Raw genomic sequence first — 17,637 nt, forward strand, 5'->3', positions numbered from 1 at the left:
ACAAATGTCCTTATTCGTTTCTGACCAGCGATGTAGATTTGCACAAAAAAATATGTTACGTCACATTGCTCCCGAGGTGGTTCAGATTCCACTGATGCCACGAAACAGTATTAACTGTTATATTATCGAAGGTGTATTGATAGACTCCGGAATACGGAGCTCGTATACCACTGTAAAGAAAGCCCTTGAGGAAATACCCGTTTACCAGCATCTTCTTACGCATGCGCATGCGGATCACCAGGGCTGTAGCGATCAGATATGCAAAGAGTTCTCTATACCCTTGCTCTGTCATCCCGCCGAAGTTTTTAGGACCGAAACGGGTATGGTAACCAAGGATTATCCAAGGCCACAACATTGGATAGCAAAGCTTCAACAAAAGTATTGGGCGGGTCAGGGACATCAAGTCCAAATGACAATTGTTGAAAATGATAAGATTGGAAACTTTCAGGTCATTGAGACACCCGGACATTCGGCAGGTCACATCTCCTTATTCCGTGAGCGAGATGGTGTACTTATCATTGGAGATGTGGCGACAAATATGAATTTGCTCACAACTGCGACAGGTCTACGGCTTCCGCCAAATCTATTCACCACAGATCAGCAGCGCAACATCAAATCGCTCCAGAAGCTGGCAAAACTGAATCCTTCCATTATCTGTTTCGGTCACGGACCGGTTATGCGCAATATAGATCGGAAGTTTGAGCAATTTGTGGCTAAATGCAGTAAGCTTTAATGTCAAATTCGTTGGTGAAAAAATTGCAAATCGTATCGAATTTTAAGAAATACAAATTCTCAAAAAGAATGTAATCTGCATATTGTTTACATTCTTCAATTGGGTTACCCGTTTAGTAAACTTCATCATAAGCATTTAATTTCATCATTTATCATTCAATAACTTTACTGAGAGGACTTTTTGGCATCTCCAACATACCACTTGTTTTCCTCAGATAGCGCCATCGTCAACGATGCTTTTGCTATACACATAAAATCAAAAAAATATGGCAAATCAATTTTTAATTAAAGAGACGATGGAAGTTATGGGCGACCTATCCATTATTGAAATCAATGGATTAACGTTATCTGTCGTATCTGTGCTTGGATTTTAGTTCAGATATTTTTTCGGCCGAAACCTCAAGATCACCCAGTGATTTATAACAATCTTTTTCTTTGGCGGGATCATTCAATATTCTGGCAAGTTCGGCCCTTATGATAAAGGCTTCCGCGTACTGTATGCCTTTATCTTCTTGATTTAGGTGTTTTTTAAGAGCATTATCGAGTGTCTTGGCAGCCGCCAGGTAGTCTTCTTTAAAATCCTTCAGTTTTAGTGCAATGGCAATTGACTTTCCCAACTCAGTTGCGTCCTTTTGTCTAGTAAATTCATAATCGGCTTCATCTTCGGGCCCCTGTTGTATAAATATTACAGAATTCCCGGAAGGATCAGTTACAGTAAAACGTGTTCCCGCAGGTTTCATTCTTGAAATCCTAGGTAGATCCGTTGAAGGAATACGTCCAAGATGACGATTAAAGGCTCCGCAAAACTCCTGATAAACTTTCTGAACATCGTTTATGATAATAAGACAACCGTTACCTGGCGTCGAAATCTCTATATTCTTACTATAATGGAAATGCAGATGGGATCCCTCGCGTTCCAAAACCGCATATTTATACGGACGATCCTGTCTAAACGTAATTTTAAATCCTAGTGTTTCCCAAAAGGTAAGTGTTGCGTCTATAAAGACATATTTCAATATCGGGATCGCCGCCCATGTACTGTGTTTCATTGCTTTTAGTTTAGGTTTCAAAAGTATAAGTATAAAATGACTTCTTTCTTTTACATACTTTTTTCACAGTAAAGGACAGATGACTGTTGTTTAAAATATATTGGATAAATTTGATTTATGCGGGAATTTACACACGACAGGAAACTTTATTATAGTCCGGTTGAATTTACCTTTTCACATATTGGAGGTACCTGGAAGATACCTATACTGCTAAGTCTAGTGCATGGCCCCCTGAGATATGGGGACCTAAAGAGCACGATCCCACGCATAACAGATAAGATGCTGCATACCCAGCTGAGAGAGTTGGAACAAAAAAAGATGATCAGCCGGACAGTATTTCGCGAAAAACCTCCGCGGGTAGAATATACATTAACAGATCGTTCCCGCCATGCATTACCTGTAATTCAGATCCTGAAGGAATATGGCGAATTATTGATTTCACTGGAAGCGGACAATATCTATTGGTAGTCTTATATGTAAAATTCCACTTTTGTTAGGCATGGTCATAAGCTATGTTCAAGCGCCTTTCTTCCACTTAATTTCAACGCCCTCAATCATTCCAATATATTTCTCGATATGATCCTTAGTCAGTGGCGTATTGTCGTCTAGGTGATATTCAATTTTTTTGCAAACTGGTCAGTGGATAGATGCAGCATAACAAGTGTTGACAAAAATATGCCAAATACCATCTTTCTTTACGCTTACATGAATAAGGGCGTCGATGCAGAGCTTTTAATTACTCCGTGTGCTAATTCCCAATCGCCCTGTGATCGCCTAAAAAACACCTTTTATCATATATCCTGCCTAAACGTAAAATTTTACAAATATTGCTCACATAAATACAATACCATAAACTCATATTTTCGAAAAGAAGCTATTTCAGTGAATTAGAGATAGCTTCTTTGCTTTAAAGTTGCGCAATGCTGATTTGATTTTCATGGACAGGAATAGTCCGCCCTTTTAAAAAGTTAGTATTGCTGCTGAATTTCTCAAATTCAGGATTTTTATGAAAACTGGAAACTTATCATTTCCATAAAGCCGCTAGTTGGGTGGACGTAAATTTCGTTTTCTCCATATAATTTTTTCTCCATTTCCTGTGTCGAATCAGAGGTTATTATATCGCCTTTAAAAATTGGATTAATCCGGTGATATCAAATTTATGATAGACCATGATTGGCCAGCCTAAGCCTTGTTCTAGGGAACGGAGCATGAGGCGGGATTTCTCCCGATTGCTTTCATGAATGGTTTCAAATGGTAAAACGTAATCTAGTATGACCACTTTCTTTCCATCAGCAGCGGCTAATTTTTCAAGCAGTGTACTGAACTTATCCCGGCTGATGTAATAGACAAAACCTTCCAATAGGAATATTGTTGGACTTGATGAATGATGGCCCAATCTTTTTAATTCATCCAACAAGGAGTCAATATCGGTAGCATCATGAGTGATCAGCTTCACTTTATCCCGATCACCAATCAGTTCTGTTTAGAGCGATCTTTTTTCATCCATAAATTCAATATCAACTTCAAAGATCGTTTCAATTTGGTGGCCGTATTGCTCTAGTAGATAGAGTGAAATAGGGTCAAGACCTGCGCCTAAAATGCGTTGAAGGATATCCAAAGAATATTAAAATATCCAAATGAATTCGAAGTTTAAGAGATGTCTGTTAGATTGTTGGAAGTGTTCCGCCATCAATGACAAATTCAGTTCCCGTCAAATAGCTAGCTCTGGGTGAAACCAGAAACCCTACCAATTCAGCAACCTCTTCCGGAAAGGCTGGTCTGCCGTAAGGAATTCCTCCTAGGGCATTTTTATCCGGTTCTTCCAGTGGATTTCTTGGCGTAATGATCACCTTTGCGCCAGCGTATTTTAAACGTTCGGCTATAGCTTTTCCAGCTCCCTTTGTACCCTGTTACCACTGCCACCTTATCAATAAGCTCGTTCTGATAATCTAAATTGTTACTCATCTTTTTCTTATTTTGTTGTTTGTCTATTCAATCCGTTATTGGCGAAAATATCTATTTCCTTGTACAAATTTGCGGAGTATCATATGATCTCACAAGTACGGAGTTACGATTCAAATAGGGATAAATTATTCCCCTATTGTACATATGCGGGCAGTGATATACCTTTGTTTTATGTATGAGAGAAAAACTATGCCCAATCTTACATGTGGACTAGACCTTATTGGTGAGGTTTTATATGGTAAGTGGAAAATGCGATTGCTTTGGTTCATTAACCAAGGCCACCTACGTCCGAGCGCACTTCAGCGCAAAATACCGGACGCATCTCGACGAGTGCTCAATATTCAACTTAAAGAACTTGAAGAACATGAACTTATTTCGAGAACGGTTTATCCTGTAGTTCCTCCCAAGGTAGAATACAAGTTGACTGAATTTGGTCAGTCTTTAATTCCTATAATTGGTGCTTTAGGAATGTGGGGAGATAAATATGAAGAAAAATTGCGGACTGTAATCATTCGCACATTGAAAAGTGTGTAAATTTTTATCTTTCATCTGTTTTCCACTCCAACTTAAATTTAAATCAGCATATCTTATTTCATTTTAAATTCCGTAGGTCTCATGTTGGTCAGCAGATAAAAGTTATTGCTAAAAGCAGATATATTTGAATAGCCAATCTCGTACGCAATCTCGGTCATATTCAAATCTGTATCGTTGATTAATTCCATCGCCTTAATAATCCGTAGCATTTTTAAGTACTGAACAAATGTAATGTGCAGTTTGGTTTGGAATAATCGGGTCAAACTACGCACACTCATTCCCGATTGCTGAGCAATAATATCTAAGCTTAGATTTTCATTTAACCTATTTCTAAAACTGTCGATTATGGCATTGAGCCTTTGATCGTCTGTTGTAGGAAGTTGTATGGAAAATTTTTTGAGATTTTCTTTTGATAATATGCCTTTAAGCGTGCTTAAAAATTCAAATTCCCATGAACCTTTGCAATAATCACCTTGCCACTTCTCACTAAATGAGAGCATTTCTGCCAAAAGCTTGCTCACCGGATAAATGCCCAATTCCTCATAAAAATTACCAGCTCTTTCTTCCGGAAAATAGATATTGATAATATATAGATCCTGCGTGTTGAACATCAGGTTGTGCCGATAACTTTTTGGTATCCAGATATAATGATTAGACGGAATATATAAATCCTTTTCGTCTGTCTGCAAATAAGCAATCCCGCCATAAACCAATAACAACTGAGCTTTATTGTGCTGATGAGCAGGCAAACGCTGTTCCATCTGCTGTCGCATCACCAGTATTGAATCGGGATTTTGATCAACAATATTTATTAACCGGCTAAGAATTTCCATATGGCCAAATTTAACAAATATTAGGCTAATTATATAAAACATCAGCTTGCTATGATGGATAATTTTGCCATGTAAATAATAGTAAAGTCATTATGAAACATAATATCATAAAACCTGACAAAGATTTTGAACTTGAAACACAAGCCAAAAAATCTGATAATAAATCATATCATTCAGATGAAGAAATTGATCGAGCTAACATCTTCTGGTTTGCTTATGGGTATAACTATGCTTTTATGCCAATGGTAGATTTAACCTTTGCCTTTGATGAATTGAAAAAGATAGTAGAACCATGGCTAGCAAAAAGAAAGAAATATATAAAGAAAACTGATGAAACAATATAAAATGGCTCCGATTTTGGGCTTATTGTTAGCCCTATTGATACAGTCTCTCTATGCCCAGCAAGCAGCTAATGCACACGTATTAAGCTTGGAAGAAATTTGGAAAGTTGCCGAAACAAATAACCATCAACTGAAACTATCCGACCTAAATCTTCAGCAAAGTAGTTTAGAAATATTGGAGGCAAAAGACCGTTTGTTGCCGGAACTTTCTGTTGGTGGAGATGTAAAAATCAATTCCAAATTCTTGATCTATGACAATGGACTATTCTCTTCTCCACAGGATGTGCCTGTAAAAGGTTATGGGTACGGAGTGGGCTACAACTTGAGCTTCAATCTTTACAATGGTGGTAAGGACAAAAGAAACATTGTCATAAAAAAGGAAGAAGAGATACGCACGCAATATGAAGTTGATCTACAAAAGCACAGCGTAAAATACAATGTTGCAGTTGCATATTTTGATTTGTACAAGTTTCTGCATTTCCATGATTTTCTTGATGCAGAAATTGAAGCAGAAAAGAAACAATTGGAACTCGTGGAAAGCCTGCATAAAAACGGCACTGTGCTAAAAAGTGATGTACTGAGAACCTCTGTAAAATTATCGCGACTGGAGCTCAGCCTTTCTGATGTTGCGAAGAAGATTGAAATCGCTAAGCAACGGCTCAATATCCTGATGGGGCGCGAAAATGATGCTGAGCTGGCAATAAAACACCAAGATACAATTGAATTAAAAGCTATCACAGAAGGCGACTACTACGATTATGTAGATATCGCTTTCAACAAATCGCCAGAGTACAAGATAATCCATAGTGATATTAAATTGAGCGAGCTGAACATCAAGCAGATAAAAGCCACACGATGGCCCAAAGTCTCCTTGTATTCGAATTACAATTACACTTATCCGCAGATTTCATTCTATCCGTATTCGAATGATTTATGGGGATTTGGTCAGACAGGGATTAAAGTCCAGTTTTCTATCGATAATCTATACAAAAGCAAACATTCTATCGCTCATGCCCAAGTGGTCAGCAATCAGGTAAAAGAAAAAGCAAACATTAAAAAAGATGAAATCTATCTTCAGGTTAAAGAAGCTTATTTGCTGCAGCAACAGGCTTTGGAGAGCATGGAAACAGCGGAGCAAAATATCATTAAAACCGCCGAAACTGTTCGTGTTATCAGAAGTAGCTACTTAAACCAAGAATCACTTCTTACCGATCTTTTGGAAGCCGAAAATGCTTTATTGGAAGCTAAATTTAATCTGACAACAGCACAAACAAACGTCAAACTTACGCATATCAGGCTATTTGCAATTATCGGGATTCTTTAATACAAAATATCATGAACAAAAATAAAACAGATAAAATTGTTGTAAGCCTAACCCAATGGTTTGGTATCGCATTATTCATCGGAATCATTATTTGGGGAGCTAGTTATTTCTTAAAAGGATATCGCTATGAACAGACCAACGACGCCCAGATTGATGCCTATCTTTCCCCCATAAATGCAAAAGTAGGGGGCTATATCCGTAAAATATATTATAAGGACAATCAGCAGGTCAAAAAAGGCGATACCCTTGTGGTGATTGAATTGGATGAGTACGGGCTGAAAAAAAATGCTGCGTCGGCAGAACTCATGAGCTCACAGGTCAAATTACCGATCTTGGCTGCCAGCGAAGAAACGCAGATTAAAAGCATTGAAGTCATAAAGGCCAAATTGATAGGTGCTAAAGCGAGATTGAACCAGCAACAAAAAGAATTCGACCGGTATAAAAATCTACTGGCAGACGAATCTACCACACAACAAAAATTTGACAACGTCAGTGCTTCTTTATCCATCACACAATCAGATTATGATCAGACAAAAGCTTCTTTACAAGTCGCCGAATCCAAACTAAAGGATTTCAAGGTACAGCGTGATGCCATACAGGCAGAAATAAAGATCAAAGAAATACTTCTTGAAAGACAGGACTTGGACATTAGATATACCGTTATCACTGCACCTTTTGATGGACAAATTGGTAAAAAGACCATTCAGGCGGGACAACTGATACAACCCGGACAGACATTGGCCTTCTTGCTGAACAAAACCGAAGAAAAATGGGTAATGGCAAATTTTAAGGAAACACAGATTGGTAAATTCAAAATCGGGCAAGCGGTATCTATTGAAGTCGATGCCTTTTCGAATGAAAAATTTACGGGTACAATCGAGTCCCTTTCGCCAACCACAGGTTCCCGTTATTCGCTACTTCCACCAGATAATGCTACAGGTAATTTTGTAAAAATCATCCAACGTATTCCTGTTCGGATTAAACTTACCGATACGCCCGAAAAATTAACTAAGCTCTCTGCCGGAATGAATGCAAATGTTTACGTTTTAAAAGATTAATGATGCAAGCACATAAAATACCAATTTTCAAATCCTGGGTATCAGAATGGATGGCCAGATCCATCATATTTGCTATCCTGATGACCTCCCTGTTTAGTTTTGCTTTTTACGGAAGTCCGGTTGCTACAATGGGCTTTTACGGAATACAACCTACCGATGTACAATATGGTATGGTCGTTATTTACGGTTCTACAGTAGCTTTCCTGGCACTGGATTTTAGAATCGTAAAATATTTTGCAGCAAGGGAATATCTACTGCTAGCATTTGCAGTAAATGCAATATGTTCTGTGGCCTGTTTTTACTTCAGAGATTGGACATTATTTGTTTTCTGCCAGTTTTTGCAGGGTATTACCTGTGCGTTGATGTCGGGAATTGTTTTGCAGCTTATTTTTCCACGGTTACAGTCTGTACGTGCCCGTGTGATTGCTTATAGCCTTCTTTATGGCAGTATACAAATAGCTGTGCCATTTTACTCCATCTATACCAATGTAGTCATTTATTTCTTTGATTTCAACTGGGTATTCTTCGGATTTATTATCGTAGTCATTATGCTGACAAGTGTTGTTTTACTTTCCATGAACAGTAGAGCCCGGTTTACCAAAAAGATACCACTTTATCAGGTGGATTGGATGGGCTATTTATTTTATGTGTCTTTTATCTTGATATTAGGATACATCCTTGTGTATGGACGACAATTGGGATGGTTTGATAGTTCACTGATCATTACTCTAAGTTTAGTTAATCTAATCATTCTTTCTCTTTTTATTATCAGAGCATTAAAACTTAAACGACCATTAATCAATTTACAGATCTTTGAGGCAAAGAATTTTGTTATAGGGCTTTTGCTTCTTTTTACCTTTTATATCCTTAAAGGAAGTACAGGGCTAGCCTATGGTTATCTTGAAGCGATTTTAGGAAACCATCCACTGAGTACCATTCCGGTATGGACAGCTGTAATTTTTGGAACTACACTAAGTATGTTTATTACTTCCCGATTTGTATTGATGGGTTATAACCTGATCAGGATGATTATTGTTGGTTTTGGGTTGATGGCAGTATATTATGCCTACATGATACTATTTGTGTCTGTACAGGGCGAAACAATCGATTTCCTTCTACCTATGTTTATTTATGGCGTGGCAACAGGTGTATTGTTTGTTCCGATTGTTTCATTTACTGCATCATCAGCACCGCCTCAAATAGCTTTAAATGCTTCACTTGTAGGGATATTAGCTAGGTTCACTGGATTTACAGCTAGTCTGGCACTTAATAACGAACTTCAATTATTTGCAAAATCATCAGTAAGGGAAAAGGTTCGGGAATCACTCACCGAAACGAACTCTCAATTGCCTGTCACGTTACTGGATATTCAAAACCAATACATAAATGTAGGTAGTGATATTTATACATCAAAAACAGTATCCTCAGACTATTTTAATCAAATGGTAGGCCATCAAATACTGGCTCGTGCTACTAGAGATTATTATGATTTGATGTTAACAGGTTTGATTTTTGTCATCATTATTTTATTCCTCCTGCCTCAAATTCAACATGTTGTTTTGAGATTAAGGAAAGCAAATATTCCTTATTAAAGTTTCAATTTGACACTTTTTGAATTGAAAAGCACTACTTTTTATAATCATTTCGGACGGTAAGAATATTAGGTAAATAAAAAAATGGCGATAGAATTACATCGCTGTTACACACAAGATTACGCAACCGATTTCGTTTGAAAGAAATTTTCTGATCTCAAATTTTATGAATAATTTGTTGCAATGATGCATTTTAACAGCAGTCAGACTTGTAAACTAATTTTTACTATAACCAGTAATTATGATAAAAGCCACATTATGTGCGACCTTATTGAGTATCCTATTAAGCAGCTCCTGTTCTAAAAGTACCAGACCCGATTTAAAACTGAGGCCATACCGCAGCCAAGTACAAAGCGACAAAGATTTGCCCAATTTGAGCTTGTCGGGAAGTAATGCTGCACCGTCGCAACACCTAGTTTATAGGTTTAAGAATGACGCTGTTTTGAAGATGCATAAGATTAAAATCACCAATACTGCGAAGACCGAATACTTTTCCGTACACAATTATCACGGAGGGTATGCTGGATTGCAAGATACACCCGATCAGAATACACCCACACCGTATACTTTGATCGCATCATTATGGGATCTCAATACCAGTGCTGCTAACTATGCTTTTTATTCTTACAAAGCACCGACAACGGTGGTAAGTCGCTTTGGTGGAGAAGGAGATGGACAGAAAACCGTCAACCCTTACGGATGGGAATTAAACACCTGGTATAACGTTGTTCTACGATCATGGAAGGATAATGGAAAGATTTACATTGCTAACTTCATCCATAATGAAGCGACAGGTAAGTGGTTTCATACTTCTACGATTGGACGACAAGCAGAATCCGGATTTTTGGGAGTTGGCAATGGTGCGTTTCTTGAAAACTGGGTAGGAGACAATCCTTCATGGGATGGTAGATTTCATCGCAAAGCATTTTTTAAAGATTGTTGGAACTTAGGTGTAGATAACGTTTGGGAAAAATCTACGAGTCGATATTTTTCAGCGAATGCCAATGACGCCGGTCGTAATGGTTATTTCGACCGTGCCTTTAATGCCGGATATGATGCTACAGAAAATGCATATTTTATGGAGCATGGTGGTTCCATAACACCAAATGCCGCCTTTGGAACAGGCCGTACTTTAGAATTGCCGGAGCAAGCCAACCAAGGGTCTACTCCAACGTTAACGACACTTAGCAGTAGCAATGAATCTGCAAAATACCAAAGTAATAAAGTCATTGTATCCTGGGCGGTTAGTGATACCGGTTCGCCACAGTTAAGCTATAAAATTGAACTACTCGATCCTAATGGGGTGGTACTTGCAAATAAAGAATTGATTAGGCCAGAGAAACGCGCCGATACGTTGAACAACACCTTAGTCACAGGCAACTACAATGTTCGTTTGACCATTACAGACATTTTCAATAAGCAATCCACTGCGAAAACAGTTCGCGTGGTGAAATAGTGCAACTTGCTAAAAAACAGAAAAGCTGTAGGATCCTACAGCTTTTTTATACTAAATGCTAATAGATATGGCATAAATATATCTTATTTAATAAGAAGTTTTAAGTAGTTTAATATTATTCCACTGTGCTCGGCTTCGTGAAAGTTAGCAGCTTGAAGTGCTTGAATGTGATTATTTATAAAGATGCCAATCGGTAAGCTAAAGGGTTGATATTTAACAAATATACCCGATTCTAGATCTTTGTTAAGTTGATTTACTGTATAAAGTAATAAATGTTTTATTTCATCAATGTCTGGAATACTCTTCCAAGTATGTGGGGAAGTTCCAATTTTGAACATTTCCATAAATTCCTGTGATATATGCATTGGTAAACCACTACGCATATACATATGCCGCTGCTGAGATGTGATACAGTGACCAATTTGCCAAACTATATTATTGTTAAAGTTTTCTGGAATTTTAAATAATATTTTGTTATCAACTGTTTCTACTAATTGTAATAACCTAGTTCTGCTAGCTTTTAAGATTTCAAATTCAAATAGTTCATTAGCCATATTATTGATGAAGATTTTAAATCAATTTAATAAACCTAATATATAATGTTTGTTTTAAGTTTAAAATTGTGTGAAACACAATTTATAGCTTGACCACTGCATCGTCAATGATTTTCATTAACGATTCTATATTAGAAGCTATTTCTTCCTTTGGCAGCATCATCGGCTTTATATTGGTTGTAGGGAAATTGACTTTACCGACAAAATCGGGCAATAGGATTTTCATATGTTCGTCATTCAAGTTTCCGTAATCTAAAAATTTCCAGCCGTCAATATGCGGCTCTTTAAAAGCTAGTAAAGTCGCGTAAGCTATCATTTTATTACTTGAATCGGGTATGGTCAGTACGATTAGTTGAGGAAAGAAACAGTATTCGATATCATCTAATGGATGAGTATCTAGATCAAGATAATGGATGACCGTGTCAATTTTTAATCCCTGGTTGCCCAGTTATAAATAACCCTCTTTGATCAATTTAAATGCACTCTCATTTCCACCCATCTGTTTAATTAGCCGTGGTGAGGTCAGATTCACGGTAGCTTGCGCATCGCTTGAGATAGATGCCGCCGTCATTTTTGCTAGTGCATTTTTAAGTGCAGGATCTTTCTGGGCGTAGCTATGCGTAAAATTGACAATGATGGTTATTACAATTAATAAAAATGATCTCATGGCGTTATTATGTGAAAATACTCCTGCAATTCAAAACTAGGGAGCGCGCTAGTTTGTGTTATAATTAGGGAAAGATACGCTTTTCTCTTATGTTTTATGTTCTTAATAAATGATTGTTATCCAGTTTCCAATTAAGTCCCGATCCGCGGGGTGAGTAGGATAGGGCCATTTTTAAGCTGATCATTAAGTTATATGCATGGATAGGATTATTGTATATATTTGAGTACTAAAAAGTTTAAGATGATAAAATCAATGAGACGACAAGTTATTACCATAGGAATAATAACAGTGATTTTTAATTTGTTTGGCTGTTCTGAAACTACTAAGCAAAACCATAGTAAGCCATCAATCGAGACCTCATTAACCGAACAAATTATTGATACGACTTCAGATGATTTGTTATTAGACGTCGTCTATGATAATCTCTATCGTAAGTTATCGGCAACACAAGATAAAGAATATGAAATTGTCTTGTCTTGGAACAAATCTAGACAAGCAATATATATGATCAGCCAATTACAAACAGAAGTAAATAATGGAGGTTATAATCAATTTTATTTCAATTCAAGCGGTCAATTTGCTGCCGCACTGCCAGAAGCGTTGAAATTGGTCGGCGCTACTAAATTTGCTGACCTGACCGAGCGAGCAAACCGCACGTTTGAAAAAGAGAAATCGAAAATAACTAAAGATCAGGATGGCACGGTAGAAGGTTTTAGTAAATCCTACGAAAACAATCCGTTGAACAAATTTGACGAGGAATTCTACAAACTTAATGAAACCAAAAACTTACAAAAAATTCAGGTTGACTACATCCGAAAGAACAAGAAAGAGTTTACTGATTAAACGCGAGTCTTGTAACTACAGATGGCCCATTCGCATTGAAGATTTAATACCTTTAAAATACAAGTTGCTATGATAAAAAATGTACATAATCAAATATTGGAAAATCATTTTAAAAGGGTAATCGATTCCTATCACAGCTGTATCGAACTAGAGGAGAATTCTTACTTATTTAATGAAATAACTTCATTCGCTAGCGATGTTCAGCTTGAAAGGGATTCCATAAAATTTTTATATAACGATATGCGTAGTGAGAACTATGTCATCGAAGTTTGCTTGAAGTTGTTGTCAAAAGGGGCCAATGTCGGCTATTATACATTGATCCTAAATGAAGAAAATCAGGAATTGGACGATTACCTAGTTTTCAATGAGGAAGAGTAGCAGATTGACTAATTAGAATAGAAAGTAGAGAGTAGAAAGAAGGCATCGCACGATAGTACTTATAGTCATCGGATTCCATGACATCGTCGTCAAACCATTCATTATTCAGATACTTGTACAGATCATTTGGGTCAGCTAGGTCTTGATTTATCTGACAACAGGGGTTGAACCAAATCCAAAATCCCTCTTGTTTATTGTAAGGATGGGGTTTAGGCACGATCATAGTACCTTGGAATAGATCTCAGAATATTTTTCGCTAAGATTTTTTAAATTTATACTCGTGAAATAAAAAGTAGGATTATATTTTTGTCATTGATTATATAGATAATATTCTTGGTTACACGTTTTGGGCCTCTTTACTGCATGTGTCGTAGTAAATTTCATAGGAAAAGCTATTACATAAGAATTGACTGAAATAATGGAAAGTGGATTAAAATATAAAGTAATAAAACCAGACAAATCGCTTGCGGACTTTGTTGAAAGTTTTTGGCTTTTACAAAACCAATCAGACCTTGACAAAGAGGTTGTTGTATTGCCAGACGGAAGAGTTGATCTATTTTTTACGCAATCTGCAACAGAGCCTTTCCACATTACGCTTTTGGGAATCGAAACGCAACCAGGCCAAGCGACCATTACGCCTTTACGACAAACTTATGCTATAAGTTTTAAACCGCTTGCAATAAAATATATTTTTCAAACCAACATCGCCAGCTTGGCGGACAAGGGAACAATCTTGCCACCTAATTTTTGGAACTTTAGTGCGGACGACCTCAATGACTTTGATTTATTCTGCGAGAAAGCGATAAAAAAAATACAGTCACTTTTGCCAAGTGAAATAGACAACAGGAAACGAAAACTGTTTGAACTCATTTATTCATCAAACGGAGTGATTACAATCAAAGAACTTTCAGAAAAATCGTTTTGGAGTAGGCAACAGATCAATCGTTATTTCCATCAGCAATTCGGACTCACAGCAAAAGCATATTGTAATATTATCCGCTTCCGTGCATCCTTTCAACACATCAAAGAAGGCAAATTGTTTCCACAACAAAACTTTGCCGACCAATCCCATTTCATTAAAGAAGTCAAGAAACTTTCTGGTGTTTCACCAAAAGAATTGTTGAAGAACCAAAATGAGCGTTTTATACAATTTTCAACGCTCGAGTCAAAGTAAATTTGTTCAGTCAAAAAATAAATTGTACTGGATATGAAATTACAAGGCAAGAAAATCGCAATCGTTGGCGGCGGTCCTGGCGGACTCACGTTAGCCAAACTCTTACAATTAAAAGGAGCAAATGTAACAGTATATGAACGTGATATAAACAAAGAAGTTCGCCAACAGGGAGCAACACTGGACCTGCACCAAGAAAGTGGTTTGGAAGCTCTTCGTAGAGCAAATTTGATGAACGAATTTAAGGCCAGCTTTCGACCAGAGGCCGGACGCTTAAGAGTGTTAGACGACCAAGCCATTATCAAAATGGATGACCACGAGATTCAACATGATTATCAGGAAGATCGTCCTGAAATTGATCGTGCCCCTTTGCGCGATATTTTAATCAACTCATTGCATGAAAATACCATTATTTGGGACAGTCAGTTCATTTCAATGGAAAAACAGGAGAATGGCTGGCTTTTGCATTTCAAAAACGGAAAATCTTCTTACGCTGACCTTGTCGTTGCAGCGGATGGTGCAAACTCAAAAATCCGTGTTCACATTACCGACATTAAGCCGATTTATTCTGGCGTTACGATTGTTGAAGGTAATATTTACAACGCCGAAAAAAACGCTCCGAAACTTTGGGAAATCACAAAAGGCGGAAAAGTTTTTGCTCTTGGAAACGGGCAATCAATTATCTTAAGTACAAAAGGAGAGGGCAGTTTATCGTTTTATACCGGTTGTAAAGTTCCCGAAAATTGGGTGCAGGAAAGCGGCATTGACTTCAATAATAAACAACAGGTTTTTGATTGGTTTAAAATCGCGTTCTCGTCATGGAGTGAACAATGGCAAGAACTTTTTGCAAGTAATGAAATTTGGTTTATGCCACGTCCGCAATATCATTTTCCATTAGACCAAACTTGGCCAACATTACCAAACTTGACAATGCTTGGCGATGCTGCTCATCGGATGCCACCATACGCAGGTGAGGGGGTAAATCAAGCCATGCAAGACGCCTTTGAATTGGCAGAAAATTTGACAAGTGACAATTTTCCAGACATTCAGACTGCAATTTCACATTACGAAAAACAAATGCAGGCAAGAGCAGCAGCAGTAACAAAAGATACCTTAGAAAACACTGAAATATTACACACTGAAAGCGGACTTAACGCATTGCTGGCTATGTTCCTGTAAAGTTTAGGAGTTGGATTTACACATATCGTTTCACTTATTTAACTGATAGTCAGTTTAATAGTTTTGATCTCTAATTCGTTCTCTGCTTGGGTCGTACATGTCATCGACTTCCTCCTATAGTGGAGTTTTATTTGATAAAGCATTAATTACCTGAATTGGGGTACGGCCCGTTAGAGAACTGTGGGATCTAAGCCAATTATAATAAAATTGCCATTGTGATTGTAGGTTTGGTAGGTCGGGATCTTTGATATCAACTGTGGAATAAAATTCATCAAGATCCGTTCGTTGTGTTCTTTCTACCTTTCCATTGAGATGTGGAGAGCCTGGTTTAATAGGCCGAATTTTAATACCCCATTCCATTAATCTATCTTGAACGGAATAAGCAAAAAACTATTTTCCTCTATCAGTTTGAATGTACTGTATCGCAAACGGCATTTGTTCCAGCACTGTATCAAGAAATTTCAGGGTATTAATAGCAGTACGCCTTGGAAATAATTGAAGTACTTTAAATCTGCTGCAATCATCTATGGCAGTGTATTGATAGATGCGTGGAGCTATTTTACAGACGTCCATTTGTACGCGATCAACCGGTATTGGTCGGTTATATCGAGTTTGTCTTTTACGGTAGTATCGCTTAAGTTTTAAATACTGTTTATTAGTCTTCTTAAGAATCTTGTGAACAGTTGCAGTTGAGATTGAGACCCCATATAAATGTCTCATCTCATTAGCGATACTACGATGCCCTAAATTGCGGTTTGTCCTTAACTCAAGAATTCGACGCTCATCTTCTTGAGTTATTTTACTGTGGATTTTATGCGGCCTCCTACTAAGTTCAAATAGGCCGTCAATTCCGGATTCTTGATATCGTTTAAACCATTTTCTCAGTGCCGGTCTAGTTATACCACACCGTAAATATACAATACCTGCATTACCGACAGACTCGTAAAGCTTTACCCATTCAAGACGCTTTTTACCTCATTGTTCATGTTGTTGATTATGTTAGAATGTAGTAAAACTACCGGTTCTACCATCATTTTAACATAAAGTTATTAAAAGGATCTATGTGAATCCCACAGCTCTATGATTATCAACCAGCTGTCATCATGCGCTTGTTGTCGGATGATTTTGTTCGTTTTTTCAATCTCCCAGTCTTTAGAGTTTAGATTCAATGGTTGTTTTAGTTCAAGATTGAAAAAAATTACCACTCCATTTTTTCTAAACTCACAGTTCCGCTCATATTAACATTTGATAGGTGGGTATAAGAGCAATCTAACTGTTTAAGTTCTCTTAATCCATACACATTAAGATCAACCAACGGATTATCCCTCAGAGACAGTTCTTCAAGATTGGTAAATTTACTAAAATCCAATTTCGACAATTGATTCTCGTCTAACCTGATCAGCTTTACTGCAGGGCATCCGGTTACATTAAACTCTGTGAGCATGTTTTTCTGAAACTCGATATGTATAAGATTTGGAAGATTGGAAATGTTCACTTTGCTGACTGTATTCTGTAGCATTTTTATCTCTTCAAGCTTTTGCAGTCCTGTTAAATCTATGGTGCTAATTTTATTCTGGTGAATGTGTAAAGTCCGGAGGTTTGTCAGCCCCTTAAGGTTGATGCTTTGGATCTGGTTATCGTATCCAAATATCTCTTCCAGATTTTTCATGCCTTCTAAGTCTAATACTTTTACCTGATTGTTCCAAAAGCTCAGCTCTTTTAAGTTAGTGAAATTTTTAATGCCCACCAAGGAACTAATATTTGCTTTATCAAGACTTAGCTTCGTTACTTTCTGTGCCTCAGATAGCTGGATTTCTTGATCTCCATTAAGATCAATACCCGTAGTAACCAATTGCTTTTTGAAATTAGGATCGGGTATTTTTATAGTTTGAGCTAGACTAGCGAAAGATACCGACATCCCAACGATGATAATGTATAAATACCAATGTTTTTTCATGATT

General features: G+C 37.3%; 22 protein-coding genes and 1 pseudogene. 12 read left to right on the forward strand and 11 right to left on the reverse strand.

Going from position 1 to position 17,637, the window contains the following annotated elements:
- Positions 1-52 precede the first annotated feature (52 nt).
- The gene (locus LC454_RS13080; RefSeq protein WP_223582934.1) at positions 53-733 is read left to right on the forward strand and encodes an MBL fold metallo-hydrolase; all 681 of its coding nucleotides are present in this window, start codon (positions 53-55) and stop codon (positions 731-733) included.
- Here the strand turns inward: LC454_RS13080 and LC454_RS26635 are convergent.
- Both LC454_RS26635 and LC454_RS13090 read right to left on the reverse strand, forming a co-directional pair.
- A complete protein-coding gene (locus tag LC454_RS26635; protein WP_223583003.1) occupies positions 714-833 on the reverse strand; it encodes a DUF1896 domain-containing protein in 120 nt (39 codons plus the stop codon). The genes LC454_RS13080 and LC454_RS26635 overlap by 20 nt on opposite strands.
- A gap of 243 nt (positions 834-1,076) precedes the next feature.
- Positions 1,077-1,781 carry a hypothetical protein gene (locus LC454_RS13090; protein ID WP_223582935.1) on the reverse strand — a complete coding sequence of 235 codons (705 nt, stop codon included), beginning with the start codon at positions 1,779-1,781 and terminating at the stop codon, positions 1,077-1,079.
- 117 nt (positions 1,782-1,898) lie between these two features.
- Between LC454_RS13090 and LC454_RS13095 the strand changes: the two genes are divergently transcribed.
- The gene (locus LC454_RS13095; protein WP_223582936.1) at positions 1,899-2,249 is read left to right on the forward strand and encodes a winged helix-turn-helix transcriptional regulator; all 351 of its coding nucleotides are present in this window, start codon (positions 1,899-1,901) and stop codon (positions 2,247-2,249) included.
- A gap of 646 nt (positions 2,250-2,895) precedes the next feature.
- Here LC454_RS13095 and LC454_RS13100 read toward each other — a convergent pair.
- The 3 genes from LC454_RS13100 to LC454_RS13110 all read right to left on the reverse strand — a co-directional run bounded on the left by LC454_RS13100 (position 2,896) and on the right by LC454_RS13110 (position 3,746).
- The gene (locus tag LC454_RS13100; RefSeq protein WP_223582937.1) at positions 2,896-3,237 is read right to left on the reverse strand and encodes a class I SAM-dependent methyltransferase; all 342 of its coding nucleotides are present in this window, start codon (positions 3,235-3,237) and stop codon (positions 2,896-2,898) included.
- A gap of 208 nt (positions 3,238-3,445) precedes the next feature.
- Positions 3,446-3,631, reverse strand: coding sequence for an SDR family oxidoreductase (locus LC454_RS26540; protein ID WP_223582938.1), 186 nt, complete (start codon positions 3,629-3,631; stop codon positions 3,446-3,448).
- Complete coding sequence (locus tag LC454_RS13110; protein ID WP_223582939.1) at positions 3,591-3,746, reverse strand: hypothetical protein; 156 nt, start codon at positions 3,744-3,746, stop codon at positions 3,591-3,593. The genes LC454_RS26540 and LC454_RS13110 overlap by 41 nt, the downstream gene beginning before the upstream one ends.
- Before the next feature lie 171 nt (positions 3,747-3,917).
- On the opposite strand from LC454_RS13110, the gene LC454_RS13115 reads away from it, so the two are divergent.
- Complete coding sequence (locus tag LC454_RS13115) at positions 3,918-4,280, forward strand: winged helix-turn-helix transcriptional regulator (protein WP_223582940.1); 363 nt, start codon at positions 3,918-3,920, stop codon at positions 4,278-4,280.
- 53 nt (positions 4,281-4,333) lie between these two features.
- Here LC454_RS13115 and LC454_RS13120 read toward each other — a convergent pair whose 3' ends face one another.
- Positions 4,334-5,113, reverse strand: coding sequence for a helix-turn-helix domain-containing protein (locus LC454_RS13120; protein ID WP_223582941.1), 780 nt, complete (start codon positions 5,111-5,113; stop codon positions 4,334-4,336).
- Between the two features lie 92 nt (positions 5,114-5,205).
- Here LC454_RS13120 and LC454_RS13125 point away from each other — a divergent pair, with 92 nt between their 5' ends.
- The 5 genes from LC454_RS13125 to LC454_RS13145 all read left to right on the forward strand — a co-directional run bounded on the left by LC454_RS13125 (position 5,206) and on the right by LC454_RS13145 (position 10,884).
- On the forward strand, positions 5,206-5,457 hold the full coding sequence (locus tag LC454_RS13125; protein WP_223582942.1) for a hypothetical protein: 252 nt from the start codon (positions 5,206-5,208) through the stop codon (positions 5,455-5,457).
- Positions 5,444-6,778 carry a TolC family protein gene (locus LC454_RS13130; protein WP_223582943.1) on the forward strand — a complete coding sequence of 445 codons (1,335 nt, stop codon included), beginning with the start codon at positions 5,444-5,446 and terminating at the stop codon, positions 6,776-6,778. Before LC454_RS13125 ends, LC454_RS13130 begins: the two co-directional genes overlap by 14 nt.
- Before the next feature lie 11 nt (positions 6,779-6,789).
- A complete protein-coding gene (locus LC454_RS13135) occupies positions 6,790-7,836 on the forward strand; it encodes an HlyD family secretion protein (RefSeq protein WP_223582944.1) in 1,047 nt (348 codons plus the stop codon).
- Positions 7,836-9,428 carry an MFS transporter gene (locus LC454_RS13140; RefSeq protein WP_223582945.1) on the forward strand — a complete coding sequence of 531 codons (1,593 nt, stop codon included), beginning with the start codon at positions 7,836-7,838 and terminating at the stop codon, positions 9,426-9,428. The genes LC454_RS13135 and LC454_RS13140 overlap by 1 nt, the downstream gene beginning before the upstream one ends.
- 241 nt (positions 9,429-9,669) lie before the next feature.
- The gene (locus LC454_RS13145; RefSeq protein ID WP_223582946.1) at positions 9,670-10,884 is read left to right on the forward strand and encodes a DUF3472 domain-containing protein; all 1,215 of its coding nucleotides are present in this window, start codon (positions 9,670-9,672) and stop codon (positions 10,882-10,884) included.
- Between the two features lie 83 nt (positions 10,885-10,967).
- On the opposite strand, the gene LC454_RS13150 is transcribed toward LC454_RS13145, so the two are convergent.
- The 3 genes from LC454_RS13150 to LC454_RS13160 all read right to left on the reverse strand — a co-directional run bounded on the left by LC454_RS13150 (position 10,968) and on the right by LC454_RS13160 (position 12,105).
- On the reverse strand, positions 10,968-11,438 hold the full coding sequence (locus tag LC454_RS13150; protein ID WP_223582947.1) for a DinB family protein: 471 nt from the start codon (positions 11,436-11,438) through the stop codon (positions 10,968-10,970).
- An 82-nt stretch (positions 11,439-11,520) separates the two neighbouring features.
- Positions 11,521-11,754, reverse strand: coding sequence for a hypothetical protein (locus LC454_RS13155; RefSeq protein WP_223582948.1), 234 nt, complete (start codon positions 11,752-11,754; stop codon positions 11,521-11,523).
- A 132-nt stretch (positions 11,755-11,886) separates the two neighbouring features.
- Complete coding sequence (locus LC454_RS13160) at positions 11,887-12,105, reverse strand: hypothetical protein (protein WP_223582949.1); 219 nt, start codon at positions 12,103-12,105, stop codon at positions 11,887-11,889.
- Between the two features lie 240 nt (positions 12,106-12,345).
- Between LC454_RS13160 and LC454_RS13165 the strand changes: the two genes are divergently transcribed.
- The 4 genes from LC454_RS13165 (at position 12,346) to LC454_RS13180 (ending at position 15,676) form a co-directional block, all read left to right on the forward strand.
- A complete protein-coding gene (locus tag LC454_RS13165) occupies positions 12,346-12,948 on the forward strand; it encodes a DUF4375 domain-containing protein (protein ID WP_223582950.1) in 603 nt (200 codons plus the stop codon).
- A 69-nt stretch (positions 12,949-13,017) separates the two neighbouring features.
- Positions 13,018-13,326 carry a hypothetical protein gene (locus tag LC454_RS13170; RefSeq protein WP_223582951.1) on the forward strand — a complete coding sequence of 103 codons (309 nt, stop codon included), beginning with the start codon at positions 13,018-13,020 and terminating at the stop codon, positions 13,324-13,326.
- A gap of 418 nt (positions 13,327-13,744) precedes the next feature.
- The gene (locus tag LC454_RS13175; RefSeq protein ID WP_223582952.1) at positions 13,745-14,500 is read left to right on the forward strand and encodes a helix-turn-helix domain-containing protein; all 756 of its coding nucleotides are present in this window, start codon (positions 13,745-13,747) and stop codon (positions 14,498-14,500) included.
- Positions 14,501-14,533: 33 nt separating this feature from the next.
- The gene (locus tag LC454_RS13180) at positions 14,534-15,676 is read left to right on the forward strand and encodes an FAD-dependent oxidoreductase (RefSeq protein ID WP_223582953.1); all 1,143 of its coding nucleotides are present in this window, start codon (positions 14,534-14,536) and stop codon (positions 15,674-15,676) included.
- A 117-nt stretch (positions 15,677-15,793) separates the two neighbouring features.
- Here LC454_RS13180 and LC454_RS13185 read toward each other — a convergent pair.
- Both LC454_RS13185 and LC454_RS13190 read right to left on the reverse strand, forming a co-directional pair.
- Positions 15,794-16,648, reverse strand: a pseudogene (locus LC454_RS13185) (IS481 family transposase); the annotation flags it as partial.
- 226 nt (positions 16,649-16,874) lie between these two features.
- Positions 16,875-17,633, reverse strand: coding sequence for a leucine-rich repeat domain-containing protein (locus LC454_RS13190; RefSeq protein ID WP_223582954.1), 759 nt, complete (start codon positions 17,631-17,633; stop codon positions 16,875-16,877).
- Between the last annotated feature and the right edge of the window lie 4 nt (positions 17,634-17,637).

Origin of the sequence: Sphingobacterium sp. GVS05A, from assembly GCF_019969845.1 — a bacterium.
Classification (GTDB): domain Bacteria; phylum Bacteroidota; class Bacteroidia; order Sphingobacteriales; family Sphingobacteriaceae; genus Sphingobacterium.